At 52.8% G+C, this 26,322-nt stretch carries 22 protein-coding genes; 12 read left to right on the top strand and 10 right to left on the bottom strand.

Annotated features, from left to right (window positions below; translation table 11 throughout):
• Nucleotides 1-16: 16 nt before the first annotated feature.
• The 4 genes from glmU (at nucleotide 17) to APH35_RS28825 (ending at nucleotide 5,378) form a co-directional block, all read left to right on the top strand.
• On the top strand, nucleotides 17-1,384 hold the full coding sequence (glmU, locus tag APH35_RS10375; RefSeq protein WP_060514754.1) for a bifunctional UDP-N-acetylglucosamine diphosphorylase/glucosamine-1-phosphate N-acetyltransferase GlmU: 1,368 nt from the start codon (nucleotides 17-19) through the stop codon (nucleotides 1,382-1,384).
• A gap of 305 nt (nucleotides 1,385-1,689) precedes the next feature.
• Nucleotides 1,690-2,466, top strand: coding sequence for a DeoR/GlpR family DNA-binding transcription regulator (locus APH35_RS10370; RefSeq protein ID WP_012274906.1), 777 nt, complete (start codon nucleotides 1,690-1,692; stop codon nucleotides 2,464-2,466).
• Between the two features lie 3 nt (nucleotides 2,467-2,469).
• Nucleotides 2,470-4,305, top strand: coding sequence for a glutamine--fructose-6-phosphate transaminase (isomerizing) (gene glmS, locus APH35_RS10365; RefSeq protein ID WP_012274905.1), 1,836 nt, complete (start codon nucleotides 2,470-2,472; stop codon nucleotides 4,303-4,305).
• Nucleotides 4,306-4,454: 149 nt separating this feature from the next.
• On the top strand, nucleotides 4,455-5,378 hold the full coding sequence (locus APH35_RS28825) for a hypothetical protein (RefSeq protein WP_156341212.1): 924 nt from the start codon (nucleotides 4,455-4,457) through the stop codon (nucleotides 5,376-5,378).
• Here the strand turns inward: APH35_RS28825 and APH35_RS10355 are convergent.
• Genes APH35_RS10355 through APH35_RS10345 form a run of 3 tightly spaced genes read right to left on the bottom strand, consistent with a single transcriptional unit; the run spans nucleotide 5,351 to nucleotide 9,617 of the window.
• On the bottom strand, nucleotides 5,351-6,664 hold the full coding sequence (locus APH35_RS10355) for an ATP-binding protein (protein WP_060514752.1): 1,314 nt from the start codon (nucleotides 6,662-6,664) through the stop codon (nucleotides 5,351-5,353). The two genes, APH35_RS28825 and APH35_RS10355, sit on opposite strands and share 28 nt — an antisense overlap.
• Complete coding sequence (locus APH35_RS29335; RefSeq protein WP_060514751.1) at nucleotides 6,661-8,658, bottom strand: hypothetical protein; 1,998 nt, start codon at nucleotides 8,656-8,658, stop codon at nucleotides 6,661-6,663. Before APH35_RS29335 ends, APH35_RS10355 begins: the two co-directional genes overlap by 4 nt.
• On the bottom strand, nucleotides 8,655-9,617 hold the full coding sequence (locus tag APH35_RS10345) for a hypothetical protein (protein WP_060514750.1): 963 nt from the start codon (nucleotides 9,615-9,617) through the stop codon (nucleotides 8,655-8,657). The genes APH35_RS29335 and APH35_RS10345 overlap by 4 nt, the downstream gene beginning before the upstream one ends.
• Before the next feature lie 696 nt (nucleotides 9,618-10,313).
• Between APH35_RS10345 and APH35_RS28270 the strand changes: the two genes are divergently transcribed.
• Together APH35_RS28270 and APH35_RS10330 are read left to right on the top strand one after the other, a co-directional pair.
• Entirely contained in the window at nucleotides 10,314-11,882 is a 1,569-nt protein-coding gene (locus APH35_RS28270) for a TnsD family Tn7-like transposition protein (RefSeq protein WP_082425762.1), read from the top strand.
• Between the two features lie 28 nt (nucleotides 11,883-11,910).
• Nucleotides 11,911-12,681, top strand: coding sequence for an SIR2 family NAD-dependent protein deacylase (locus tag APH35_RS10330; RefSeq protein WP_060514747.1), 771 nt, complete (start codon nucleotides 11,911-11,913; stop codon nucleotides 12,679-12,681).
• Nucleotides 12,682-12,728: 47 nt separating this feature from the next.
• Here the strand turns inward: APH35_RS10330 and APH35_RS10325 are convergent, their stop codons facing one another.
• From APH35_RS10325 to APH35_RS10315, 3 genes are read right to left on the bottom strand one after another with little or no spacing between them, the layout of a single operon-like run.
• A complete protein-coding gene (locus APH35_RS10325) occupies nucleotides 12,729-13,205 on the bottom strand; it encodes a hypothetical protein (protein ID WP_060514746.1) in 477 nt (158 codons plus the stop codon).
• Between the two features lie 4 nt (nucleotides 13,206-13,209).
• The gene (locus APH35_RS10320) at nucleotides 13,210-13,839 is read right to left on the bottom strand and encodes a hypothetical protein (protein WP_060514745.1); all 630 of its coding nucleotides are present in this window, start codon (nucleotides 13,837-13,839) and stop codon (nucleotides 13,210-13,212) included.
• Nucleotides 13,836-14,666: a TIGR04255 family protein gene (locus APH35_RS10315; RefSeq protein ID WP_060514744.1), complete on the bottom strand. Its 831-nt coding sequence runs from the start codon at nucleotides 14,664-14,666 to the stop codon at nucleotides 13,836-13,838. Before APH35_RS10315 ends, APH35_RS10320 begins: the two co-directional genes overlap by 4 nt.
• 408 nt (nucleotides 14,667-15,074) lie before the next feature.
• Between APH35_RS10315 and APH35_RS10310 the strand changes: the two genes are divergently transcribed.
• From APH35_RS10310 to APH35_RS10295, 3 genes are all read left to right on the top strand, one after another.
• Nucleotides 15,075-15,539: an antitoxin Xre/MbcA/ParS toxin-binding domain-containing protein gene (locus APH35_RS10310; RefSeq protein WP_060514743.1), complete on the top strand. Its 465-nt coding sequence runs from the start codon at nucleotides 15,075-15,077 to the stop codon at nucleotides 15,537-15,539.
• Between the two features lie 75 nt (nucleotides 15,540-15,614).
• Nucleotides 15,615-15,920, top strand: a complete 306-nt coding sequence (locus APH35_RS10305) for a hypothetical protein (protein WP_060514742.1) — start codon at nucleotides 15,615-15,617, stop codon at nucleotides 15,918-15,920.
• 1,118 nt (nucleotides 15,921-17,038) lie between these two features.
• The gene (locus APH35_RS10295) at nucleotides 17,039-17,374 is read left to right on the top strand and encodes a GrlR family regulatory protein (RefSeq protein WP_060514740.1); all 336 of its coding nucleotides are present in this window, start codon (nucleotides 17,039-17,041) and stop codon (nucleotides 17,372-17,374) included.
• Nucleotides 17,375-17,794: 420 nt separating this feature from the next.
• On the opposite strand, the gene APH35_RS10290 is transcribed toward APH35_RS10295, so the two are convergent.
• Nucleotides 17,795-18,358, bottom strand: a complete 564-nt coding sequence (locus APH35_RS10290; RefSeq protein ID WP_060514739.1) for a hypothetical protein — start codon at nucleotides 18,356-18,358, stop codon at nucleotides 17,795-17,797.
• A 360-nt stretch (nucleotides 18,359-18,718) separates the two neighbouring features.
• Between APH35_RS10290 and APH35_RS10285 the strand changes: the two genes are divergently transcribed.
• Both APH35_RS10285 and APH35_RS10280 read left to right on the top strand, forming a co-directional pair.
• Complete coding sequence (locus APH35_RS10285; protein WP_060514738.1) at nucleotides 18,719-20,386, top strand: hypothetical protein; 1,668 nt, start codon at nucleotides 18,719-18,721, stop codon at nucleotides 20,384-20,386.
• A 24-nt stretch (nucleotides 20,387-20,410) separates the two neighbouring features.
• Entirely contained in the window at nucleotides 20,411-20,911 is a 501-nt protein-coding gene (locus tag APH35_RS10280) for a hypothetical protein (protein ID WP_060514737.1), read from the top strand.
• Between the two features lie 347 nt (nucleotides 20,912-21,258).
• Here the strand turns inward: APH35_RS10280 and APH35_RS28265 are convergent, their stop codons facing one another.
• From APH35_RS28265 to APH35_RS28815, 3 genes are read right to left on the bottom strand one after another with little or no spacing between them, the layout of a single operon-like run.
• A complete protein-coding gene (locus APH35_RS28265; RefSeq protein ID WP_082425758.1) occupies nucleotides 21,259-21,948 on the bottom strand; it encodes a M23 family metallopeptidase in 690 nt (229 codons plus the stop codon).
• Between the two features lie 6 nt (nucleotides 21,949-21,954).
• The gene (locus APH35_RS28820; protein ID WP_012274901.1) at nucleotides 21,955-23,394 is read right to left on the bottom strand and encodes a hypothetical protein; all 1,440 of its coding nucleotides are present in this window, start codon (nucleotides 23,392-23,394) and stop codon (nucleotides 21,955-21,957) included.
• Nucleotides 23,395-23,404: 10 nt separating this feature from the next.
• Nucleotides 23,405-24,238 carry a hypothetical protein gene (locus tag APH35_RS28815; protein WP_148043760.1) on the bottom strand — a complete coding sequence of 278 codons (834 nt, stop codon included), beginning with the start codon at nucleotides 24,236-24,238 and terminating at the stop codon, nucleotides 23,405-23,407.
• Between the two features lie 665 nt (nucleotides 24,239-24,903).
• On the opposite strand from APH35_RS28815, the gene APH35_RS10270 reads away from it, so the two are divergent.
• Nucleotides 24,904-25,932, top strand: a complete 1,029-nt coding sequence (locus tag APH35_RS10270; protein WP_060514735.1) for a DUF4238 domain-containing protein — start codon at nucleotides 24,904-24,906, stop codon at nucleotides 25,930-25,932.
• The last annotated feature ends 390 nt before the right edge of the window (nucleotides 25,933-26,322 follow it).

The raw sequence follows: 26,322 nt of genomic DNA, 5'->3' as shown, positions 1-26,322 counted from the left end.
GGATTGGTAGCCAGTAATGTCACTCGATATCGTTATTCTCGCCGCCGGCCAAGGTACCCGCATGCGCTCGGCGCTGCCCAAGGTGCTGCACCCGATAGCCGGCAACTCCATGCTCGGCCATGTTATCCACAGCGCACGTCAACTGCAGCCACAAGGTATTCACGTGGTCATTGGCCATGGCGCCGAGCTGGTTCGCGAGCGCCTGGCCGCTGACGACCTGAATTTCGTCATGCAGGATAAACAGCTGGGTACCGGCCATGCTGTTGCCCAGGCTTTGCCAGCGCTGACCGCCGATACCGTGCTGGTGCTGTACGGCGATGTGCCGTTGATCGAAGTGGAGACCCTGCAGCGTTTGTTGGCCAAAGCCAATGATCAGCAACTGGGCCTGCTTACGGTCACGCTCGAAGACCCGACCGGCTATGGTCGTATCGTGCGTGACGAGCAAGGCCAGGTGACTGCCATCGTTGAGCACAAGGACGCCAACGATGCACAGAAAGCCATCAAGGAAGGCAACACCGGTATTCTGGCGTTGCCAGCCGCGCGCCTGGCCGACTGGATGGGCCGCCTGTCGAACAACAACGCCCAGGGCGAGTACTACCTGACCGACGTCATCGCCATGGCGGTGGCTGACGGCCTGGTGGTGGCCACCGAGCAGCCACACGACCCGATGGAAGTGCAGGGCGCCAACGACCGTCGCCAGCTGTCCGAGCTGGAGCGTCACTACCAACTGCGTGAAGGCCGCCGCCTGATGGCCCAGGGCGTGACCCTGCGCGACCCGGCGCGCTTCGATGTACGGGGTGAAGTGACCGTTGGTCGTGACGTGCTCATCGACATCAACGTGATTCTCGAAGGCAAGGTGGTCATCGAGGACGATGTTCAGATCGGCCCTAACTGCGTCATCAAGAACACCACGCTGCGCAAAGGCGCGGTGGTCAAGGCCAACAGCCACCTCGAAGGCGCTGTGATGGGCGAGGGCAGCGATGCCGGCCCGTTCGCCCGCCTGCGCCCGGGCAGCGTACTGGACGCAAAGGCCCATGTGGGTAACTTCGTCGAACTGAAAAACGCACACCTGGGTGAAGGCGCCAAGGCCGGTCACCTGACTTACCTGGGCGATGCTGAAATCGGTGCGCGCACCAACATCGGCGCCGGCACCATCACCTGCAACTACGATGGCGCCAACAAGTTCAAGACGGTGATGGGCGAGGACGTGTTCATCGGTTCGAACAACTCGCTGGTGGCGCCTGTGGAAATCAAGGCCGGCGCGACCACCGCAGCCGGTTCGACCATTACCCAGACGGTTGAAGCTGGCGACCTGGCGGTGGCCCGTGCACGCCAGCGCAACATCTCGGGTTGGAAGCGCCCGGAGAAAACCAAGAAGAGCTGAGTTATTCACAGCTGTTTCGATCCAAAGCCGACCTATGTGAATAAGTCGGCTTTTTTATTGGGCTATTGGTAATCCCTTGTAGGAGCGGCCTTGTGTCGCGATGGGCCGCAACGCGGCCCCTTGGATTTCGAGGTGAACCTGAAATTGCCGGGGCTGCTTTGCAGCCCATCGCGACACAAGGCCGCTCCTACAGGGACCCTGCCAAAAGCAGAAGAAATTATCCACAGGGCAGCTACTGCTTGACGAGACGAGCGTCTTAGGTTTTGATTGCAACCATTATCTTTCGAAACGAAACTTAAGAGCTCATGTCGAAACGAAACACACCGCAGCGGCGGCACAACATCCTGGCTTTGCTCAGCGAGCAGGGCGAGGTGAGCGTGGACGCCTTGGCCAAGCGTTTCGAAACTTCGGAAGTGACCATTCGCAAAGACCTCGCCGCCCTCGAAACCAACGGCCTGTTGCTGCGCCGCTACGGCGGCGCGGTACCGGTGCCGCAAGAACTGCTCGGTGAGCCGGCCCAGCCTGTGTCTTCCTATAAGAAGGCCATTGCGCGTGCCGCCGTCGGGCGAATCCGCGAACATGCGCGCATCATCATCGACAGCGGCAGCACCACGGCAGCCATGATCCCCGAACTGGGGCGCCAGCCGGGCTTGGTAGTAATGACCAATTCGCTGAATGTAGCCCGTGCCATTTGCGACCTCGAACACGAGCCGGTACTGCTGATGACCGGTGGCACCTGGGACCCGCATTCCGAATCATTCCAGGGCCAAGTCGCCGAGCAGGTACTGCGCTCTTACGATTTCGACCAGCTGTTCATCGGTGCCGACGGCATCGACCTCGGCCGGGGTACTACTACCTTCAACGAGCTGCTTGGGCTCAGTCGGGTCATGGCCGAAGTTGCCCGTGAAGTGATCGTGATGGTCGAGTCGGACAAGGTGGGGCGCAAGATCCCTAACCTCGAGCTGCCCTGGGGCAGCGTACATACCCTTATTACAGATGAACGCCTGCCTGCAGCGGCACGCGAACAAATTCAAGCCCGCGGCATCAACCTGATCTGCGCCGCGATCAGCCAGGAGCAATAAAACATGTGTGGAATCGTTGGTGCCGTCGCCGAGCGCAATATCACAGCCATCCTGATCGAAGGCCTCAAGCGTCTTGAGTACCGCGGGTACGACAGCGCCGGCCTGGCGGTTCTCACCCAGAACGGTGAATTGCAGCGCCGCCGCCGCATTGGCAAGGTCAGCGAGCTGGAAGCTGCGGTTGCTGCTGAGCCACTGGCGGGCCAGCTGGGTATCGCCCACACCCGTTGGGCTACCCATGGTGCGCCGACCGAAGGCAACGCCCACCCGCACTTCTCGGGCGATGAAGTGGCTGTGGTGCACAATGGCATCATCGAAAACCACGAAGAGCTGCGTGAAGAGCTGAAAGGCCTGGGCTACATCTTCACGTCCCAGACCGACACCGAAGTCATCGTTCACCTGATCCACCACACCCTTAAGAGCATTCCGGACCTGGCCGACGCGCTGAAAGCAGCGGTGAAGCGCCTGCATGGTGCCTATGGCCTGGCGCTGATCAGCGCCAAGCAGCCTGACCGCCTGGTAGCTGCACGCAGCGGCAGCCCGCTGGTTATCGGTCTGGGCCTGGGTGAAAACTTCCTGGCGTCCGACCAGTTGGCGCTGCGTCAGGTCACCGACCGCTTCATGTACCTGGAAGAAGGCGACATCGCTGAAATCCGCCGTGATCAGGTCACCATCTGGGACCAGCAAGGCAACAAGGTCCAGCGCGAAACCGTGCAGTACCATGAAGGCGCCGAAGCTGCCGACAAGGGCAACTATCGCCACTTCATGCTCAAGGAAATCCACGAGCAGCCAAGCGTTGTTCAGCGCACCCTGGAAGGCCGTCTGGGCAAGGACAACGTGCTAGTCCAGGCTTTCGGCCCGAAGGCTGCCGAACTGTTCGCCAAAGTGCGCAACGTGCAGATCGTCGCCTGTGGCACCAGCTACCACGCGGGTATGGTCGCCCGTTACTGGCTGGAAAGCCTGGCTGGCATCCCGTGCCAGGTGGAAGTGGCCAGCGAATTCCGTTACCGCAAGGTGGTGGTGCAGCCGGATACTTTGTTCGTCTCCATCTCGCAATCCGGTGAAACCGCCGACACCCTGGCCGCGCTGCGCAACGCCAAGGAGCTGGGTTTCCTCGGCAGCCTGGCGATCTGCAACGTGGGCATCAGCTCGTTGGTACGTGAGTCGGACCTGACCCTGCTGACCTTGGCCGGCCCTGAAATCGGCGTGGCCTCTACCAAAGCCTTCACTACCCAGCTGGTGTCGCTAATGCTGTTGACCCTGGCCCTTGGCCAGGTGCGCGGTACCCTGGAAGAGGGTGTCGAAGCCGAGCTGGTTGAAGAATTGCGTCGCCTGCCGACCCGCCTGGGCGAAGCCCTGGCCATGGATGCCACCGTCGAGAAAATCGCCGAGCTGTTCGCCGACAAGCACCACACCCTGTTCCTCGGCCGTGGTGCGCAGTACCCGGTGGCAATGGAAGGTGCGCTAAAACTCAAGGAAATCTCCTATATCCACGCCGAAGCCTACCCGGCGGGTGAGTTGAAGCACGGCCCATTGGCACTGGTGGACAATGACATGCCGGTGGTTACCGTCGCGCCGAACAACGAACTGCTGGAGAAGCTGAAGTCCAACCTGCAGGAAGTGCGTGCTCGCGGTGGTGAGTTGGTTGTGTTCGCCGACGAGCAGGCGGGCATGACCAATGGCGAAGGCACCCACGTGATCAAGGTGCCGCACATCGCTGACGCGCTGGCGCCGATCCTGTACACCATTCCACTGCAGTTGCTGTCGTACTACGTAGCCGTGCTCAAGGGTACTGACGTTGACCAGCCGCGTAACCTGGCCAAGTCGGTTACTGTCGAGTAAATAACGCTAAGTAATCGTTTCAAATGATCGTAAATATTAAAGTCTGTCTCTGAATATTAAAGTCTGTCTCGCTTGGAGCCTCTGTGGGCTCCAAGCGCAGATCCCGCTCTGCTGCCCCTCCGCTGCCTTGAAATCCTAGGTACTCCTCCTTGCTGCTCGCCATCCAACCGCACGAGTCTCTGCGTTCCTTTATCGAAAGGCATTTCTACCTGGCTCCACGCTCACCCGAGTCGATCAAGCTCAAGGAAATATCCAGGTACTACATGCGAGGACAGTCAATCGGGATTATTGCTGATCTGCTAGGCATGTCTGATACCTACGGATTCAATCGTCTGCTGCATGAACACACGAGTTATTCGCAGGTAGGTGTCTTTCCGGATTTCGACCAACGCAGCTATACCAGAAAAATTTATAAGGATTGCTATACGAGATTTGAGACAGAATGTCAGCTAGCTGGAATTTGCATAGATTGTGTAAAAGAAGACATTGAGTCGCTTGGTTTCCCTTACTGGAGACGTGACCACAGATATGTCGAGGTATGTGCAAAGCACAATACAATCCTGCTTAGACAATGCCCAGTATGTGGTAGAGATATCCGATATCATGGCCAAGGATACGGTCATGATCTCCTTTGGACCGGCTGCAAAGGACGCTATATCCATCACTGCGAGTCCAGGAAAAATACAAGCGAATATAAGCTGACATTCGCAAAAATTTTTGCGGAAATCGGAGAGTCGCATTTTGCTGTTGATTTGGAGTCTGCTATAGCGCAGCTTGCGGGCAAAGCCACTAAGATAGCCATGGAGAGATTGATTACTGAGGAGCAGTTGATCGCAATAAACTGGAAGCTCGAACGCTTTAGAGGAATTTCAGATACAAGTTTAGATTATCGCCCTGATGGTAGGTATTCTCAAAACATTATTGAAGTTATAGCATTGTTGTATGGGAGCTTTGCTGCTTTGATAAATAGCCTACGTGATACAGATAATATTTTACAGAGTGTAGATGACCTTATGCGTATCGAGTGCCGGGAAGCTCCTAGATACTACTCGTCATCCTTATCGCCAAAATAATCGCTGAATGCGTTCCCCAGATCATCATTTGTCGGTTTCCCTAAAGAGGGTCGCTTAGGGCGCTGATGTTTTTGAACTTTCATGTCCGTATCCAGTTTCAGGCTTTTATGCGTTTCACGCTCCTCAGCCGTCAACGCACCTTTGAAAGCAGCTTGAGCAACACGATTGTCGCGCTCCTTCCTTACGAACTGCACTACATTTGACCGTATCGGGGAACCGAATGGGCAATTGAGGTCATCGCGCTTGGAGTTTTTTTGAATCGCGATTCGCTCAAGTTCCTCAACGTCTACGCGGTACGAGTAATACGAACTTGAGATATAAGCCCGATGGACATCCTCAATTTCTATCCGTGTGCGGTTTAATGTACGAGCTTGGATGTATGCCTGAACCATCAGGTGAATGGCTGCACGCTTAAGCCCATAGCTCCCACGATATATTTCATGGGAGAAATCTGCGGGTTTGGCCCGAATTCGGCCATCACTCACAGTGATGCATTCTTCTATGAAGTCAGTCCAGATTTTTGACTCTGGAGCGTCCGGCCACATGATTCTCGGCTGTGCTATCAAGCGTTGGGTGTCTTCCTGATTACGTTTTAGCAGCTTATGCCCCAAGCTGAAGTTTGATACATATACCATAGGCAATCCAAGGCCGGACATCGTAAGCAATATGTCGGTTGTAAGAGCTACACCTTTCCCAGGGGTCAAATGCTGCATTTCCTCAAGGATAGCCAGTGAGATGCCGCGTTGGTTTGCTTGCTGCTGGGCTCTTGATTTGAGGATTGAAGCGTTCTCTCGGGTAGTCACCTCAATGCCTAGAAAATCTGTGAGCAGTTGCTTACCAGACGCTTTACCCTTAGCGCTGGCGTACCAGAAAGACTCGGCCGTTTGAGGTTCCATGCAATGGTCAATTTTGAACTCAGTGGGCCCGGGCATAACGCGAAGTAGCGCGTCGATGGTCGCCGATTTACCTACACCCGCTAACCCTGTAAGGCAGATTGGAAACGTTTCGGCTGGTGCGGGGTAATACATACCTTTGACGAACGTTTGCTCTGATTCGGAACACATGGCGGAATGGACAGCTGCTCTCCCTACCAGCTCTGCAATCAATTCTAGGCTGAATTGATTGGGTAGGAAAATCTGCCGTAGTGCCATTTCGAGAATGTGTGCAGCTAGCATTGGTGGCAGTCGATCTATGTCGCCAACGGGTTCTGGACGGATCGTCACCTTTTTTCGTATGTACTCGATGTCAATCAGACCTTCGAATCTAGTTCGCAATTTCTCGATCATGATTTATTACCCAGCAGTCGTCGTTGATCATCTATGTCTCGCTGCGTTTCCTGGCTCTTTGCGGGACGTCCGAGTTTCCTTACCCCCGCATGCCATTTCTTGCCGGTCTCTTTTTCAAATTCTTGATAATGATGCTGTTCAATGGCAACTTTTTCGTTCCGGCGTTTTGCCTGAGCTTGCAGTCGCGCCTCGTTGATGAACTGAAGATCTTCCAGCGAGATATCTGCGCTGCCCGGCCTTGTGCTTGCGGTATAAACGAAGTTGAGTTCGTAAAGCCTACCCTCCACTTCGATCCATATGTGACGAACGCACATCGTCATGCTGTAAGCCGTTACGTTAATCACGCCTTTTTTAGCAACGCGATCAAATATGCCCGTTTCCGTCAGTGATTTAGAGTTGTACTTTCTTCCAAAAAAGAAAACGCCTCCTTTACGGATCACCGCAGGCATAGGTGTCAAAAACTCTCTGACCGCTTGTTCAAATGACATATTAATGCCATGGTTCCGGCCTAGCGAATCGTGGTATTTCCAAATGTTAAGTGGGCTTGGTGAGAAACCTTCCAACCACATATCTTCATCCATCCGTCCACTTGCGTCTGAGGTTTCATTGTCTTTGATTACCCTACGGATTTCTCTACGGGACATCTCAACGAGATTGAGTCCGCTATGAGCGTACATTGGCTCATCCTTGAACTGTTTATCCCTCGGGTGGGATGACTCAACTGTGGCTTTTGCTTGGCCACTATGTGTTGGTGTCGCTTCTAGACGTCCTAGCCACTCTTTCGCTTCAGAAACATTCATATGCACTGCGGGTCCCCTATCAAATACCATCTTGCTAGAGAGCCCTACACAGGGCCACTCCTCTGGCTTGATTTCGATTCCAAATAGCTCACAGTATTTGACCTTACCTATTGCTATACAAAATAAGGCCATTCGATATGCCTCCAGGCTCTCTTTATTTCTGGCAAATCCGATGCCAACAATTGCACCTGAAAGTGCACACACTGCGCGTACTACGCAAAATGAGTCTAAAGGAGCTCCTTCGATGATGCCTGATATCTTTTCACTCGGATAATAGCCATCGAATTCCAGTAACTGATTTAAGTTTCCAATCATATGCGCAAAGCTTCCAATATCGCCAGATTTGGCACGGGCAGCGCTTAGCCCCTTCATCGCTTTTACGAGGGGGGCCGGCTCAGTTAATTTCTTGACCCAATTCCAAAATTGAGTAAAGCTCGGAAAGGGCTCACCGTTGGGATGATAAAACTCTTTCTCCGCTGAACTTTCACGAGCACGGCATCCAAAAGTATTACGCAATACTTCTCCGTATATCTCGTCCTTGGTCTTTTGTACCCCTTTATTCTTCCAAAATCCGTCCAGAATTTTTTCCTTCATGGTTGGAGTAATGGGATACCCATGACTCTGACCATGACGGGAGGGGCGACCAAGTTTCTTATCAGTTCTCTCAGTCCTGTCCCATTTACCGCACCCAGTTAAACGGGGCATTAGTGACCATTTGGTCTGCCCAAATACGAGGTAAGTGAAGAACCAAAGTCTAATCCGTGCTGGATTTTGCCTCGGTTTGAAAGCTCTGGCGTGGGAATTTATTTCAGCCTCAGGATCGTCGGAAGCGAGTATTTCCGCACTCCGGGGAATAAGTTCTGCAATCCTCATCAGGCGGTCGTCAACTTTCTCCTCGTAGGACTGTTTCGGGCTAATGCGGCTGCTTTCACGCCATTTTGTTTCGATCCCAGCTGCCGCTGCCAGCCATGGCGGATAATCATGGCTGCCTACCTCAACAATCTCACCATCCTCCAACGCCGCTTCGAAGCGTAGCTTGGTCATCGTGAGCAGCTTGGCCGATGACCCGTTTTCATCGAATCGGACCAAGCGGACGCGGTTACACCCACCATCACTGATGAGAAAGTGGTATTCCGTTCCCTTGACGAGCTCACCGCAGCCCTCCGGCGCGATGAGCCGCGATCCCGCCATCATGGAGCGCTTTCCGCGAAGAAATCGCGATAGTAGTCAAGGACCTCGCACCGGGCCTGCCTGAGTGGTTGGTCAATCTGTATATATTGAAATAGGTCGGCTGGCAGCGCTCTATTCCAGATATCTTGATATATGCGGGCGATGAACTGGTCCCGGTGCCCCCACTTATTGCTGTAGGCGATGGCTGCCAGCGCCGGAGGGCGACCGATTTTAAAATCTTCTTGTAGTCGGTGGCTGAAGTCCTCCAGTAATTGTGAGTCGAGGCTCAGAGGACGATCATGTAAACCAAAAAGCTGATCTAGGTTGGCGACGACAATTGGATCAATATCGTCGAGTGACAGGTTTACTGTTCTGATGCCGGCGCTTGCATAATATTTTTCTTCTAAGCGAAGACGTAATTCAGCGCGTTCACGATCTTTCCTGCGCGCATCCAATGATTTCACTTGAGAGCGCCGTTTTTCCATAAAATCAAACTTGGACAGTTTGATGTTCCAGTTGAGGGCATAGGGCGCCGCGTCTGCTTTCCTTAGGTAGATCAGCAGGTCGCCCAGGTAGGGATAGGCGGACCACTGGCGTTCGCCGCTCGATGTTTCGATCACCACCTTTGCATGATCCAACCCTATTTCCTTCGCTGCGGCGAGCGTTCCGACTAGGGGATTGAGGCTCAAGCCGAGCGCGAGAGGGTGGCCGTGTAGCGGATGTACATGCGGCACGGGATGCAGCATTTTTTGCTCATGGATCTCGAACACAGCTGGATTGAACAACGCCAACTGTGTGAAGACTCGCTCAGGAATGGACAACAGGTGAAGTGTGCGGCCGAGCTTGCGGCTGTTGAGGCGGCAGATCCTTGAGGTCTTTGGAGCTTCACCTGGCACGGCACAAATGGCGGGGACGTAATCATCCCCCCAGCGGAAATTGCCCTGACGGTCTTTGATCCGTTTCAGCGTCTTTTCGGAGATCATTGTTGTCTATACCCAGGCCACTAGGTTCGATCACGTGGCCAAGCTGAGTACATGCGTACGACTGGTGTACGCACACGACCAGGTGCTGTCGGAACACCCGGATTTACGTTTCTAGGGACGAGGAGAACCGGCAGGGCTTGACGCCCCGCGCATGCGGATAGACAATGGCTGTGTCAGGGCTCGAATCTTGACACAGGGGCTTGGGGTAAAACTCAGGCCTTTGTCTATTCTGGCTCTCCAAAAAGCTAACCAGAATTCTTCATTCTTCCTTCCTCACTCTTTTCTAAACACTGAGCTATCGTTCTAGGTCGCATAACTTTAGGTTCTAGGCTATTAGCAAAGTTTGGTAAATAAGCATACTCCCCAATACGCGCATTTTTAGATCGATTCGCAGTTACGCTTATAGCGATTACCGCGCATGGTAACGCTATGAAAGCTGCATTGACAACTACAAAAAATCACTAAAGAGCGCTCACAAGATTCCGGTCCCATTCATATCTGCTTGATATAGCGATAGTTCCTTTCGAAAATTGTGTGCAAAAGGTTTCACTTGGATAAGTTGAAAGTTATCCACATTGCAACAGAGTTGCGTAATATCTGCCCTATCCGTTAATCCCAAACAGACTATCCACAACTGACAGCGGGCTACAATAAGTTATCCACAGTGCGTTTTCTTCCCCGAGTCTGCATGGAGAAGTGCCATTGGATGCGTCCAGATTAGGTGTTTTCCCCGCTTGGCTACCGGGAGAGACCTTTTTCAGTCTTTGCAGCCGCCTGCATTTCCTGTCGGGCAACCTCCGCCCAGGCTCGACATCCAAGCAGCTTTTCGGCCTCTCGGAGCGGAGCATCAAGCACGACCTGCCGTGTGGTCTGGATGCCTTCGAGCTGAATACCTGCGGCCGTTGGGGAGGAGCCATCTCCATCGTTGAGCAGCACACCATATTTCCGTTCTTTTCACCTTTTCAGTCGGATAGCTCAGTCGCTGGTGCTCTTGCTCAGATCAGAGGCCCATCAGTGGGATCGCTGAAGTACCAATTCGGCCTAGTTTGTGGGGGATTCGGTGCGGATCATCCGTTGCGAGCGTGCCGGTCCTGCATGGCCAAGGATCTGGGATCCTACGGGGTCGCGTATTGGCATCTGCCTCATCAGTACCCTGGCGTGGTGATCTGCCATGAACACGGCGAAGTGCTTTGCGAATGCGTTCAAAACCGTCGCTGGTGCGGCCGTTTCAGTTGGACGATGCCCAGCACTGGCACGTTACGCGACTTGGATTACGGTGTGATCACCCCAATGGAACAAGAGCGCCTAGCCCTATTGGCCTGCGCGTGTCGTGATCTGGGATCTATGGGAATAGCAGCGCACTTTGATCCGGTAGTGGCCGCCCAGCTTTACCGCGAGCGGCTACCGGTAGAGAGCGCAGCACATGGCCTATTGAGGCATATCTGCCCATTGCGAAGGTTTCATCCGTATGTATACCTACCCTCCACTGAGGTCGCCGCCACCAGCTTCATCAGTCAAATGGTGCGTTCACCACGCCGGCATATTCATCCGCTCAAGCACCTGATGATGATTACCTGGTTATTCGGCGAGGTTTCGTCCTTTGCTGTCTGCCACGATATCGCTTGCGACGAAAGCAGTGCGGCCTCTGCACCGACGGCGTTACCCCAAAACCCTGACGTTTCGGTATCACCGGCCAAAAGAAAGGGCCAACCTCGACCTAAGCGACTCAAGCCTGAACTCAGGGCGCTTTTACTGAGCCGTCTTGCAGTAGGGATGCCTAAAGATGATCTGTGCCGTGAGTTTCAACTCACCATCTCCACGGTGAACAAGCTGCTTCGCGCCGAGCCTGAGGTTCAAGTGTCCTGGTCAGCTCGACGGATGGCTCTCGATCAGGCAGATCATCGTTTACGATGGGCTGAGCTTCAGTTGCGTTTTCCATCGCACTCCCTTACTGAGCTTCGCCGCGAATGCCAATCGCTTTATATCTGGCTGCATCGAAACGACAGAGAATGGTTGAATGGGCAGGCGAATCAAATGGCCAAGCCCGCCAGAATCCCTAATCCGCGAGTCGATTGGGAGAACAGGGACGATGAGCTTCAACGTGAGCTAAAGGCTGAGATCATTCGGCGATTCGGATCGGACCAGAACCTGTGTCTCAAACAATCGCAAATTTTCTCCTTGCTGCCACGCCTTGCACAGCGTCTGGAGCGCCGAGATCGGTATTCGCGAACTCGCGCCTACATGAAGCTTCTCTCCAAACGATAGGGCTTCACTGAGCGCCCAGGTGTGCATCATGACCCACATGCAGAAAGCGGCCGGAGTGCTGGCACAAGCCAAGCGAATCGTGTTCTTCACGGGTGCTGGTATCTCAGCCGAAAGCGGCATACCGACCTTCCGAGACAAGCTCACTGGGTTGTGGGCAAACCACGACCCAGAGCGTTTGGAAACCGCTGACGCGTTTCGAGAGAACCCCGCGCTGGTATGGGGTTGGTATCTGTGGCGCCGGCGCCAAGTCACCTTGGCCCAACCTAACGCCGGTCATCACTCAATCAGCAATTTGAAGGAGGTTGGCTGGGACGTGTCGGTGATCACCCAGAACATCGACGATTTTCATGAGCGGGCTGGAGTAGATGCAGTTGTTCATCTGCATGGAAGCCTGCTGGATGTGAAGTGCTTTGCATGTCACCGTCCAATTGCGCTGGAGCCAGAGCAGTTGAGTATTTCCAAAGAGGGCGAGCTGGTTGAGCCGCCCAGGTGCTGTCGCTGCAATGGTCGGGCTCGACCGGGAGTAGTCTGGTTTAGGGAGAATTTACCTGAGGATGCTTGGCTGTCGGCTATGCGGCTTGTCAGGGACTGCGACGTGCTCATCTCCGTAGGGACATCTGGTGTAGTGAGGCCGGCAGCGGACCTACCTGAGATGGCCATAAGGGCGAATGCCACCGTGATCCACGTAAACCTTGAGGACGTAAGCTTGGGGGGAGACAGAGAGATCATGTTGATAGGCAGCGCCGCGCAAGTGCTGCCGGAGTTGCTTGGAGGTTTGGGAGTGAAGAAGCGATCTTGAGGGGTCAATGGGCCGAGGTGGATCAACTCACTTTTCGAAGCGGCTGATCACTCTGGCGCTTCATCGCGAATGTAGGGGATGTGCTCCAGCTCTACGACGTTGTTCAAATGTTCGATGAGCGCCGTTCTGACCTTGCGAAGGCCGCCATTTCCTAGTTTTTTGTCGGCACTGTAAATCGACGCGTGGCCAGGATTGCCCGGCATGTCTCCCGACTCCAAGACGGGTGATGGCTGAACCTCGAAGTAGTGTTGACCTTCAGCGTTCCGGTCTTCTTTGAGCTTGGAATAGAAAAGCTGCGAGTACTTGGGAAACTCCCGTTGTTCAGGGTTTTTTGCACGCTGGTTATCCACTCGATGCGTCAGTACAGACAGTGGTGTCAGCGTCGGGCGATCAACACTGAACCCACGGTCCTTCAGGTCATCGAGGCTCACAGCGGTGGCCAGGAATGCCTGGCCATCGTGATGCTCTGGGCAAAAAAAGGCTCTGACCAAGCTCTCGTCATCGGACAGTGGCGGCACTTCCATGAACTCAGTTTCCCCGGATAATCTTCAAAACCTGCTCTGGAAGGTGATCCGTCAGAGAAGATTCATCACTCATGAACTCCTGACCTACTGCTGTCTTGGCATAGTAGGAGTAGCTTCCGTCACCGTAGAAGCCGAGATCAATATAGCCGAGAGCGTTCTTCCAAGAGAAGTTAACCTCGCCATCTGCTGCTGCCGTCACCGTGGGCAATTGAAACCCATCGGCTGGCAGTACATTGCTCGAAAACTGCTCGGCTTCATCAATAGCCGCGCCGGCCGGCGCTTCTGCGGTGTAGCCATCCCATCCTGGCTCCAAGTCGAGCAGGCCACGTATCTTCGACAGCAGGCTGTTTTTGAGAGTGTGAGCCGGACGGAAGTCGTAAAGCGGGAACTGATTGACTTTCGACTGTCCGCGTAGCGTGCTCTCCACCGGGCTACCAACCAACATGACTCGCGAGGCCCAGGTGTAGGAGACGGTGAAGCAATCAGTGCTTTTAACCGTTCTCTGAACCGTGCCGGCCTTCGCGTAGATGATCTTGCTCTTACCCTTTTCCTTTACAGGCGGCAGCCATTTGCCACCGCCAGAAGTGGTTTCTTGAGCGTTCGCAAAGGGATTGCTGAGCATCGTCGCGTTCATTGCTTCCCTCCTACGACCAGGCTCAGACGACGGCAAGCGTCCTCCGTTAGCAGGTCGTTCATCACCAGCTTGTTCTGATCGTGAAGCGGTTCAAAGAATTCATGGACCATGCGAGAGAACTGGTCTGCGTCAACCGAACCGAGCAACGCATCCCCTTCCTCCTCTCGTCGCAGAACCTGGACATGATCAATGGTCACGTAGGTGTGAGGAGCTTTGTGTTGAACCGCTACGGCTGATGAATTCACATTCAGGTGATTCAGTATCTTTTTCCCATTGGGGTGCGTCCAGAACCAGCCGGAATTGTTGTGCCAGCGGTCACCGGACTCAAAGTTTTTGCGGGCCAAGTAGCTGCTGTCCGGGTTACAGAGCAGGCGTAGGTCATAGGGACCCTCAGACGGCTCGTACCGGAACTGATCTACTACCTTGAACCCCAGTGACCTCAAATCAAGCGCGGCCTCGGCATGCATTGCCAGCTTATCCAGGAATTGGAAGGCCTGTTTCGACACGGCATCCCATCGAGTGTAAGCAGTGCAATGGATGGAAATCTGAAGCCCGTCGGTAATGCGCACAGCCCATTCAGGAGCCTCGGATTCTTCATCGCCTCCGTTGGAAAACGTGTACGTGAAGATCTCGCGCTGGCTCGACTGGCGAGTGGCAGCATCAAAGCTCACCTCAATCGATCCCGTCTTATCAACGCGAGCAAGGATATCGGCATAGACGGCCGGCAGGTGTTCCTCGATTGCCTTGTCCGACAGAATCGGAGCTGCAAACTCGAAGAAAAACACTGTTTCAACCACGGCGTGCGCACCGTGAACCGGCTTGAACATGCCTGTACTCATGAGTAGGAAGCTCCGAATTCCGAGCAGTGTGGAACGCTGGCCAAAGGCAATCGAGAAGGATGTGGGCAAGACGTTAAGCCTTGCAGCGCGCCGATTTCCATTTGGCTGACTTCCTCATCTGTAGTGTGGCAGATCCGACGAAATTCAAGGGGTAAATTTCCCGTCAGGCTCTGGCCAACGGCCACCCTGTAGGGGCCGTTGGCCAGAGCCTAGCTGCTCAAAATGCCTATGACAACCCCCTAATTCAGTCCTCATTTCGAGAGATTTGGTTTCAATCGGTTGAATCTGCAAAACCCAGGTTTGGAAGCGAGCAGCGCCGCTGGCTGAGCACCATTCTCGTGCTATGAGAGTGAAACGGACTTAATCTGGCATTCAGAGCATTGGGAGGTCAGTCCAATGAGTTCTTCATCATTGAATCCTCAAGCTGGGGCGGCAGCTCACGCCGCAATGTTCCTGTTGACCCAGGCTGAAACAGGAAGCTTGAGCCATCTGGACATCCTGCGGCTCGTCCAAGCTGGTTTTGCCCTCAGTAATGTCCAGGCGATGGTCCACTCGTCGTGCTTGTTCAAAACCCGCAAGCTCCTGGAGCAAATCATGGGGAAGTCTGCTCGGACCATCCAGCGGCTGAGTGCCCCCGAAGTCCGATTGAATTCCCAGCAGAGCGCAGTAGCGGTCCAGTACGCCCAGGGGCTGGAGCTTGCTGTCACGGTCTTCGGCTCTCAAGCCCTCGCCGAGCATTGGCTGGAACGACCCTGCAAGCATCTGTCAGGTCTGGTTCCCTTCGAGATGCTTAATACCTCGGTGGGCTTCAAGGTTGTGGTGGACTACCTAGAACGCACTCGCTTGGGTGTTTACCAGTAGCGGCGGCCCTTCACGCGATACGAACACTCGGGGCTGATCTGCTCTCATGCGCTCGCTGGCGTATAGGAGGTAGAGATGAAAGTTATCGGCATGGTTGAAATTGAAGGCGTCAGTGATGTTGTTTGCGATGTCTGCCGACTCACCACGAGGGTGAATGGCGGAGGCCTTCAATTCGCAACGTTGCAGGCTCATTGGGGGTATGGATCAAAGCATGACGGTGAGCGGTGGGAGATACACCTGTGTGAGGACTGCTTTTTCCAAGCTGTTGCTGGCCTCAAGCAAGAGCGGCGTACTCAGGGGCTTTTCGAAGAGAACGGCGCAATACCGGATGATGATTTCGGTTTGATAGCGAAGGATGATTTCTTCAACGACGGAGGATGATGCAGTGGATCCACAGTGCGTCCTACCCGTTCTCTGCGGCGGCCTCTACAGGAAATACCGCGCCAGGCTGTGGCCGCGACAGTTTTTAACTCTCTAGAGCGTTTGGCCCCAACCAGCTTGGGGACAGGTTGCGACGGTTTTGCGTTCTATCACAATCGGGCTGTAGCCCGCGAAACGTCGGGACCTCCTGGGAGTACCGACCTTCCAGCCACATGCTTACCTAGGAGATTTCCCGTGTTGCTGAAAGCGGTTTTTCTTTCTGACCGTGGACCTCCCCACGCAGGTCGCTAGCACAAACACAGGCGTCCAAATTCCAATGAAATCGCTGATCAGTTGTGCCCACTGGATGTAACCGCGGGGTGATCCTCCATAGGCGGACTCAAAGGGTTGAACGCCGAGCTCCCAGGAAATTGACCATAACCACATACCTCCGCCACTCATTAGCGCTGCAGGCAATGGCTCGGTGAGCCTGGGCCAGTCTTTCACATAGCGCAGTATCATTAACGTACCTAGAAGGTAAAATGGGATGCCGATGGTGCATATGAACTTGCGTAAGCCGTAATCGATCGTGAATGGCATCCACTCTGGCCACCTCAGAAATACTGGGTACATGCATAAGCCTCCAATGGCGGCGATAAAATTCATGCGCCGACCGCTTTGGGAGCTGAAAGATCTCATCAGAGACCATAATCCCAGTGTGCATCCTGCAAAACCCACACAGTGCGCAAGCTCTCTTGGACCAAACCCCCAGGCTGGATTTTCCGCGAAGGCATAGACCGTTTCAAAAGGGCGGGCAATAGGGAGTTCAACGCCTAGGAAGATCAGCATGACCCCGAGTAGGCCGGCAACGATTGTCTTTACTGGATTCATTCTTGGAACGGTCCTCTTTTACTGGCTTCGAAGCACGATTGCTTGTCCTCTGCCTAGCACCTTACAAAATTCAGTTTGCTTGGTTTCATCCGCCGGCTCCGTTTCTTGAAAAAGTCTGGCCATCTCCGCTCCCACGCCGCTCCACGATGCCTCGCCTTATTCGCTACACAGAAAGTTACAGCGTCTCACCAGCCCCTTAGCCTTTATGAACTACGCTTCTGCTCTCCAATCAATCGAGGTTATGACGTATGGCCGGTGGGATTTTTCATGTGGAATTTCGCGCGAGCACAGGTGATTTCGGTGAGGGGCTCGTGGTTGTGAAGGACGGCGCGGTGAATGGAGGCGATCCTCATTACCTTTATCAGGGGGAAGTCCCTACCCAATCTGGCGATTTCGAATCGCGATTTATCGTTCGGAAATACCGTGACGGTAATGTGAACGTCGTGGGCATCGACAACTACACCCTGTTGGCCAAGGGGCGCGTTGACTATGAGGGTGGCACCATCGAACTGCGCGGAGCGGTGGAGGAGCATCCTCAACTAACCCTTCAGCTACGTGGTCGCAAGATCCAGCCGGTAGTGTGAGCCTAGGTCGAGGCCGAGTTGGCCTATCAGCATGCTCATCGAGCTGATGGTTGATGATGGACGTTTCCCTCGACGGACCTAAAAAAGACCCCGCCGATTGGCGGGGTCTTTTATTCAGAGATTCAAGCGATCAAGCATGTGCAGCAGACCGCCGAACAAGCGACCAGCGCTCAACACACCAGCGATCACCCGCAGAACGCGCCATTTGTGGCGCAAAGGAATTTTCTACCCCCACAAGGGAGGGGTCTAATGCGGGAACCGTACACCGATCGCGTCTCTCTGCTTGGCGGTTGGCTGATGAATGTATGCCGGACCAAGCGCGCCACTCGCCGTGGTAGAAGCCATCAATCACTCGCAGGGCCTTGCTTGGATCACGGGTCGTATTGATGGATGCCCAGGCACACAACCACTGTGCCAAGATCAGATTTCATTGTCGTGGAAAAGAGTCTTGCCTAGCTTGGCTGCGGCCCCGATCCCATTTTGAGCTTCGTTCAAAATGTCACGTGAGAAGTAATCCGCGAGCCGTGCGCGGCTCTCGATTTCCTGCCGGATACAGGCTGAATCGATGTTTGGATAATTTGCACGGTAGGCAGCGTGGTGAACCAACGCGGCAGCCTGGAAGAGTGCGTCAGAGAGCCTGTGGCCAGCCAGCCCCATTGATGCACACGCCTCAAGGATTGCAGCTGCATCACTTTCAACCTGATCTACAAGCCGTTGACCCGGCAAAAAAGAATGCGTTCGAAGATGCTCTACATAACGGCGCAGAGTGGGAATCGAGAGACTGACTGTGTAGTGACTGTTGTACCAAGGGCCGATAACGTCAATCTCCTCCTGCGTGATAGCCATTTCCTGAAAGTACCCTGCCCAGGCCTCTTGAATCTGCTCATCGATTCGCTCATCGCCGAGGTTGCTCAGATGCTCATTCAGGCGCTTAACCAAACGGAAGTAATCCAGTCGAACAGGTGTGTCGCGATGCTCATCCATAATCAGCTCCAAGATTCTGGGATGTGGGATTTTTCGCCTGGTACATGAAACTGGTCAAGATAGTCGTCATCGATGGCATTCCCATACGGTCTTGGCTACGAAGCCCCAGGCTCAAGACAGCTTGGCGATCATCTTTGATCAGCCTACGGAGATCACTCGCAGGTCCTGCTTCCAGGTACTGAAGGCAAAGGTGGCAATGCGGGCCTGAAAAAGGCTTTGTGACATTTTGAGCAAAAACCAGAGAAATTCGCGCTGAAACGCCCGTTTTTGCTAGGCCCAACAACAGGCGCCGAAACGAAGCGTTGACCCTTGTTTACAAGGAGTATAAATAGCGCTGTGTGACATCCTTCGAGAACGAACATGGCTGACAATGCGCTCATCGACCTTTTGAAGCAAACTGGACCCTTGCTGAGCAGTGATTTGTCGAAGCTCCTTGAGACAAAATACGGCCTGAACGCCGAAGCGGCGAGAAAGCGTGTTGAGCGTGGGTGCGCTGGTATGACCCGTCTCAATCACATCATCTTTCCCCATCGGGCACGCTTCTGCTATCTCCAAGAGGAGTATGGGTCTCCGTTTTTCTTCGATAATTTGATGGAGGCTCTGAAAAAAACGCGCAGTGCCTATTTTGCGGCATTACAGGCTCTTGCGCTTCGAGGCAACGTGATGCCCCGCCGCCATTTTCTTATTGCTTGCGGTGCACCAGTTGCTCAAAAGAAACACATTTCAGCAGAAACTCTGCTGGAGCGACTGGTGAAAGCGACTCTTGTAAAGGAGGTGGCGCTTCCAGGGGGCGAATCCTGTGTGGTGCGATGCGATCACCACCAGATGCTCGAAGTGACCTCGACGTGGGCAAAAATGAAGGGTCGTCTCATCGCAGAAAAGGTAACCCTTTTGGCGGTCAAGGATTGGGCCCGCAACTTGGGAATGGTGAGCTACGATTCCGTTGAAACCCGCGAGGATGAGGGCTCCGAGACGTTACCGAAGGTCGGGACGTTCAATTGGGACCTAGCTGGACCCTCGTACTTATTCCCCATGCGAGAGTACGTCAACACAACTCTCAAACCAGGTTTCTTCGTTTGCGACCTTGCCCTCAACGGGGGGGTGACCGCTGCCCATCTGGCAGGGTTCGTCAACAAATGTGTCACGCTGCGTAGTCTCAGGAAGGTGAGCAAATGTCTTCAGATTTTTGTCGCCGAAAGCTACCACACTGAAGCTTTCGCCCTTCTCAAGGAACAGGGCATCATTCCGGCGACAACCGAGAGCCTTTTTGGCCGCGATGTCGCATTAGCATTGAAGAATCTTTGTGCTGTCCTGACCGACACAGCAAAGCTCACACAAGCGCCTGAAGCGCTGGACAAAATTTTCAACGATTTGTCCAGAATCGAAGGTGCAGCGTCGACGCTGCGCGGCAGCCTTTTCGAATTCGCGGTAGCTCAGATCGCGCGTTCTACCTTTTTGGGATATCCCCAGGAGATGAACCGGATCGTCAAGGACAGCATCGGAGCAGAAGCGGAGATCGACGTGCTTGCCTACCGTCCGGGCCATGAAGTTGTTTTCATCGAATGCAAAGGGATACACCCCATCAGCACTTTGGATGATGCCGAGGTGGAGAAATGGCTGGATAAACGTATCCCCGTGATCAGGGGATTTGTAAAAACGCACTCTGAGTGGGCTAACATCCGCCAAAGGTTCGAACTGTGGACCAGTGGCAAGCTTTCCGATGACGCGATTGCGATGGTGAAAGCTGCACAGGCAAAAAACCCAAAATTGGACATCCAGCTGCGTGATGCCGAGTACGTGCTTGGCCAGGCCATGAGCGGCAATGATCAAGGGCTTCTCAAAACATACCGCCAGCATTTCGTGACGCATCCGATGCAGGAATTTGAAGCGGCCCGGAAACGCGAGCAGCGTAAAGCCGAAAAAGCCAAGGCAAGGTTGAAAGCGCCCTCCATAGAACCAGCGGCCCCTCCACCTACGAGTCCCCCGGCACCCAGTGCTGGGCTCTCTCTCCCCTCATCAAACCTGTAACTTATTTCGCTACTCGGAAAGAAAATGAACGCAGCTAACACTCACAAAAGATCTGAGCGGTTTGGTGAGATCTGCCAGGCAATTGGCTTCACGTTGTGGCAGCTCCAGACGCTTGAGGGTTCAACGGCCCAATTTTTTGTATTGGTTGAGCAAGCGGAACCGCAGATGGGGGAGGAAGAAGGCAACCTCCTTGTAACCGACGCCCAGAAGAAGACCTTTGGAGGTAGCATTTCGCGCCTATCCAAAAGTGAACACATTCCTAATGACGTACTGGAGAGGTTCCAGGCCTTGTTAAAGGACCGAAACTGGTTGGTACATAGCTCAAACGCAGATAGCAAGAAAGCTCTGGATGACGACGTTGCCTACAGCGATCTTCACAGAAGGCTGCAATCTATGTTGGACGAAGCTGGGCGACTACTGAAGGAAATCTCCGCGCTTTCGGAAAAATTCGTGTTGAGCCATGGTGTATCAGTGGAGGCTCTAGAGGCCCGGATCGCCGAAAGACTGGGCGAATGGCAGAGCTAAATAAATGCCCCTGTAGACCTAGAGCCAGGCGTAAAGGCTGTGCACGGTGCATGTCCAAGCGCTGGGCGACATCTGCGGGGCACCTTCTATTTGGGCCTCTTATGAGGCTTAGAGATGTCTAAGGAAAGCACCTCACATACGATCAACGCATTCAGGTCCTGCGCCCAGCGTATGCACATGCAAAAGCATTAGCCGTATTAGGTTCACCCAACCTATCCGAGCAATGGCTCACTAAACCTGCCATGGGGCTTGACGGCAAAGGCCGATTGACCTGCTCGAAGACCAAGACAACCTAGAACTCCTTGATGACTTCCTGGGCCGACTTGAATACTGCGTTTACCAATAGCTCATGCGAGCCCAGACACATCGGGAGCATCAATTCTATCGTAGTCCTGCTGCCTTAGTTCATTGCGTCGCTGAATTAGGCTGTCCAAGAGTTGGTCTTCAAATGACTTGTAACGCTCAACTGCACCATCCTCACCGAAATATAATTTCTTGGGATCTGCGAAGCCACCATCTGGCTTTATTACCGAATAATGCACATGATCACGGATTTTTCGGAGAGGGTGAACATCTCCAATCACACCGATCGGATCACCTCTTTTTACATATTTACCGAGAGGGAAAACGCGCCCACCTATTGGCCCCTCAGAATCCAGATACATGTGAAGAATCCTGTGCTCATAACCATTCTTATCTTTTATACGCACAGTGCCATACTGACCGCCTGAAAAAACTACTTCTCCGCTAACCGGTGATCTAACGATAGGTCTCTCCCACGTTGGGAGATGCTCTGTATTATACCTGACGTCAATATCAATGCCTGGCGCGCCGGATGGTTTTTCTCGTGCTAAATGTTCAGCAAAGCCCTGCCCCACGACTTCGACTGAGTTTTCCAACAAATCAGTCGGTCGAAATCCCCATACACGAACAACATATGCATCAGATCGTTCCGGCGGCAGCGAATTTAGACCAGCCAAATAATTAAAGCGAAGCAAGTCATTACTATTATGGAGAGTCAAAGTCCTATCAGGCATAGCAGCCTACCTATAAGCAATAATATCGAGCTCAATTTTAATGTCATCAATCACAGAAAGAGGTTCGCCCTCATCAGACTGCGACGCCACCAAAGCAGTCCACTGACCAATAACAGATCTACCGACGACAGAGCGCCCGCCACAGCTTGCCTCTCTATGATCTGGGCGACGGGACGTCACACTCCCAAACCAAAGACAAGCGCTGTTATCTTGAGATAAAATTTTGCTTTTACCATCAAGCTGGATAATTTCAGCCGATGTCGGAAGATTGTAATTGAGGCACCAAGAACCTACAGCATTAGTCTTCAAGAAACTTCTTGCTCCCCTTATCCGGACGCACTTTAGATCGCCAAATTGCGAGGCTGGAACGTTAAATATAAAACTTCCCGTTGCTACGCCTTCTTGCCATCCTTGAGCACCACATAGTGTACGCAGTGAAAAAGAAATAGAGGTAACAATTTCGCGCCCTGAAAGACTAGCTAGATCCTCAGTACGCTCTCTGATCCAAACTATAAAATCGGAAAGCGAAGCCGCTGGACCAGGAATGGGAACTGAAATACCCAATATCGACTCAAAACCTTCCCTTACTGCCACCGCCCGACTGTAAGCACTTATAAAATCCCTTTCGAAGAGAGCCTGATTCTCAAGCATTCGCTCTCTATAGTTCAGACCAACTCCTGGCTGAACCGCAAATGCGGCCCGCTTTTTCCGCGCGCTGACTTCAATTTCGAATAGATCGCCTTTCGCCGCCTCATTAACTAGCTCGTATTTTACTCGGCTATCTGCTACCTCTTTCATTTTTGAGTGGAACACCACGCTTGGATTTGTAGAAAATGTATCTGCCTGAGCAGAAATCAACTCACAGCTCAAGGTATTCTCAGCTAGTTCTTCAGCAGCTTTTCTTACAGCTGCAAAATTAGTATATGCTGACAGAGATGCTACTGAACCCGAGAGCTGGACTCGCTCCTGTCCCAGTCTACTTCCAGTACCCCGGATACTCTCGGCAATGCGCTTAAGTTTAAGCGCCTCTGAAAAGCTTTGTTCTGAGGTATCGTGAAGTTCAGCTTCTAATCGGCTCGTATGACCTGACAGCGAGAACTCTCCAGCGGCAATCTGCCGTCGGCGGACTAACTCTTGTGCCTCCAGACTCTCAACTTCAAGCCAAAAATCAAGCGCCTTGGCCTCAAGATCCAACTTGAGCTCTCTTGCCTGAGCACATCTTGATACCAAAACTGCAGCTTCTTCTAACAGTTGCTCCATTGCAAAGCAGGATAAACTAGCTCCCAAATTTACCTGTATGGCACGTTCTATCAATTGTGCTTCCGGTGCGTGGAAAGCTGGATAATCAGTATCTTCGCCAGGAAGCAGCGAAGGAAATTTTTCCCTAATTTTTTTTGCAATCGAATCGAGATCCTCCACCGCTAATCCGCACGATATATCACTCATATCAACCTCCCTATATCTCTTGCCTCGCAGTTTCTATCGCCAAGCAGGAATCAAATCTAGCCCCTGCCATCGAGTACTTACCTAGAGACTGGGTTTTATGAACACAGTCATGTCTTATCTCAACCTTGAATTCATGCCCATCAGGGACAAGATCAGTTGAATAAATATCTGTCAAAAGCATGACTTTTCGATATGGAGCAAGTATCGGCTCAGAGTGCAATAGCTGGTTATTTGTCCCATTTAATATATTTAAAATGAAATTACCAATCCCACCCTCTTGATCCTTCCAGATTGTTCCGGCAAGAGAAAAAACCATTAAAATATGCTTATCAGCAACACGACGCTGGCGCAGAGATAAGGTAATCGCCATGTCTCCTTCAGTATCCTGAACTCCGCCTTTACATCTCCGCCCCGCAGCTATCCCAAATGATTGAGAAACACTTATAAACTGCATATCAAAAAATAACGTATATCTAGTGTGATTCGCGTCACCTGAATACCACTCTTCGGAAAGAACCATTCTGAAACCCTTCACCTCCTCTACAAACCAAATCGAGGGCAATGCGGGCGTGTTTTGATTGCCAGGGCACTCATGGTCTGTTACGCCGTCATATCGGAATGCGCGCTTATCAAACGGCCCTTGCGTGTCTACAGATCGATTACTTTGGCTACCCTCCATCGACCAGCTTACCAAACCCCTTCGCACGCAACTATTAAGCGGAAATGCGTCATTCTGTGAGTCGATCAAATCTGACTCAATAATGTGTTGCGCCGAGCCAGTTGATAGATCGTTTTCTTTCCCCTCGCACACGGGAATAAGAGGCGCCAAAATGTTTCGACTCATAGCAACTCCTTGTAATCGATAACAGCTTTCTGATTTCGATTATTAAATCTTAGAAGTAAATCACCATTAAATATCTCTACTACACTTCATTTACTACCGATGGCGCATCGAGAAATTTTCATGACTTTCAGAATAGCACCACTTTCGAAAATCGCCAGTAGGATGAAATCATCGCCACCTTAAATTATAAAGCTGCAACTTACATGACTGAAAAAACCACTGGTACACCCAAGTCCGCCAGACAAGCTATAACTTTCACCAAGAATACGAACTGCTAAAAAATACTAGGGAACATTGCATTCTCACGTAAGCGAAGAGAGTTATGGGAGAGTGTGCCAAGGAACTGTTAGCTTGCATGGCCCAACACCCGATTGTACGATTCCCGGCTGATATCGTTCAGGCCAGGTGAATTCCAGAGCGAGTACGAATTTGACCGGACTAACCGCTATTTGGTGAGGGGATTTGGTACTCGTTGGCCATCTCCTGATGATCAGCAAGCGGCTGCCGAGAAAGCTGATGCGCGAGGCGGGAAACGGCATGCCAACAAAAAGGAAATAGGGGCGACGTTGGACTTCGTCCAGGATGCTTCGGGATAAGGGTCGCTGGCGAGCCACGCCTGCGAGCACGGCTGCCAAGTGGCAAGGCATTTGAGGAAGTAGAAGGGAATGAAAGGCTTCAAAAAGGACAACCATTACGTACCGCAGTCGTATCTGAAGCACTGGACGATAGAGGGAAAAGTCCTTGCCTATCGTCTGCTAGTACCCCATGAAAAAAGCGCGATTTGGAAGCCGCATTCAACCAAAAGCGTGGCGGTGCTTCGGCATCTTTATACTCGTTTGTCTGGCTCTGAAGCCAGCGACGAAGTCGAGCGATGGCTTGAACGTGACTTCGAAACTCCTGGACTGGCATCCATCGAAAAGGTAGTGAGCGAGTCGCGGTTGACCCGAGAGGATTGGAACAATTTGTTCCGCTTTGCTGTTGCGCAATCGGTCCGTACTCCTGCGCAAATGCAGATCTTTATCAAACGCCAAAATGAAACGCTTGAGGCATTGCTAACTGAGGTCATGGAATCGTCAGTGCGCAAAATCGAGGCAGCGTCAGCCGCTGGAGTTCAACTTGAACCCCCTCCGGTTTTAGACCCACACTGCAAACTTCCGCTGAAGATTCATCGTGTGAAGAATGAGGATGGCGAAGAAGGCATCAAAGCCGAGATTCTGGTCGGGCGGAAGTTTTGGCTCTGGCAGATTGAACAAGTGCTCAAGGGCACTATCAATCGGATGCCAAATCATCGTTGGACCATCCTCCACGCGCCGCCAGGAGTCACCTGGCCAACGTCCGATAACCCATTCATGAGGGTAGGAGCTGGAGCGAATGGAACATTTAGTCTTGAAGGCGGTTGGGATGTTCCAGGCACACAGCTGTTCATGCCACTCAGTCCCAAGCATCTTCTGTTCACGTGTGTTGGCTCACCGTGCCCTCGGCGCGGCACCACGCTGAGTCTGGCTGAAGCAGCTTTTTTTAGGACGATGATTTTGACCGGGGCCCATTACTACTTGTTTGCGACAGATACGCGAGATATTGAAGAGTACAGGCCCCGTACCGTCTGTCCCGAGCAATTTAAAGCAGTGCGGAAGCATTGGGAGGAATGGCATGAGACTCAGTCGAGAGAGGAAGCCAATTACCCCGACCTGTAATGCGTGCGAGTCGCCTACGCTTCTATAAGGAGAATCCCGCTTTCACAAAGGCGCCGCTGGGATCGGTATGCTGGCCACTGCTCCCCTAGCATTGCAGCAAGAAAGCAGAAAGCCCGCCATCTGGGCCGGGCTTACAAGGGTCTCTGAGGGGAGACCATTGCCAACAGAGTTTCAGAGCAGACCTCTTCAGGTTACGCATTCTGCGCGGCCTACCTGTTCATCGTCAGGCTGAGGGTTGCTTCTGGTTGGATGCGAGACAGTTTTTAATATTTTTCAGAACCGAAAAGCTTCCCCAGCGGTAGGGTGAGACAGACTTTAAAACTCATTCCACCACGCTACAGGCCCCAAGATTCGTGCTGATACGAGACAGACTTTAATGTCTACGATCAC

This window comes from Pseudomonas sp. NBRC 111132 (assembly GCF_001320565.1).
Classification (GTDB): Bacteria; Pseudomonadota; Gammaproteobacteria; order Pseudomonadales; family Pseudomonadaceae; genus Aquipseudomonas; species Aquipseudomonas putida_P.
This window is presented reverse-complemented; position numbering and strand designations above follow the sequence as displayed.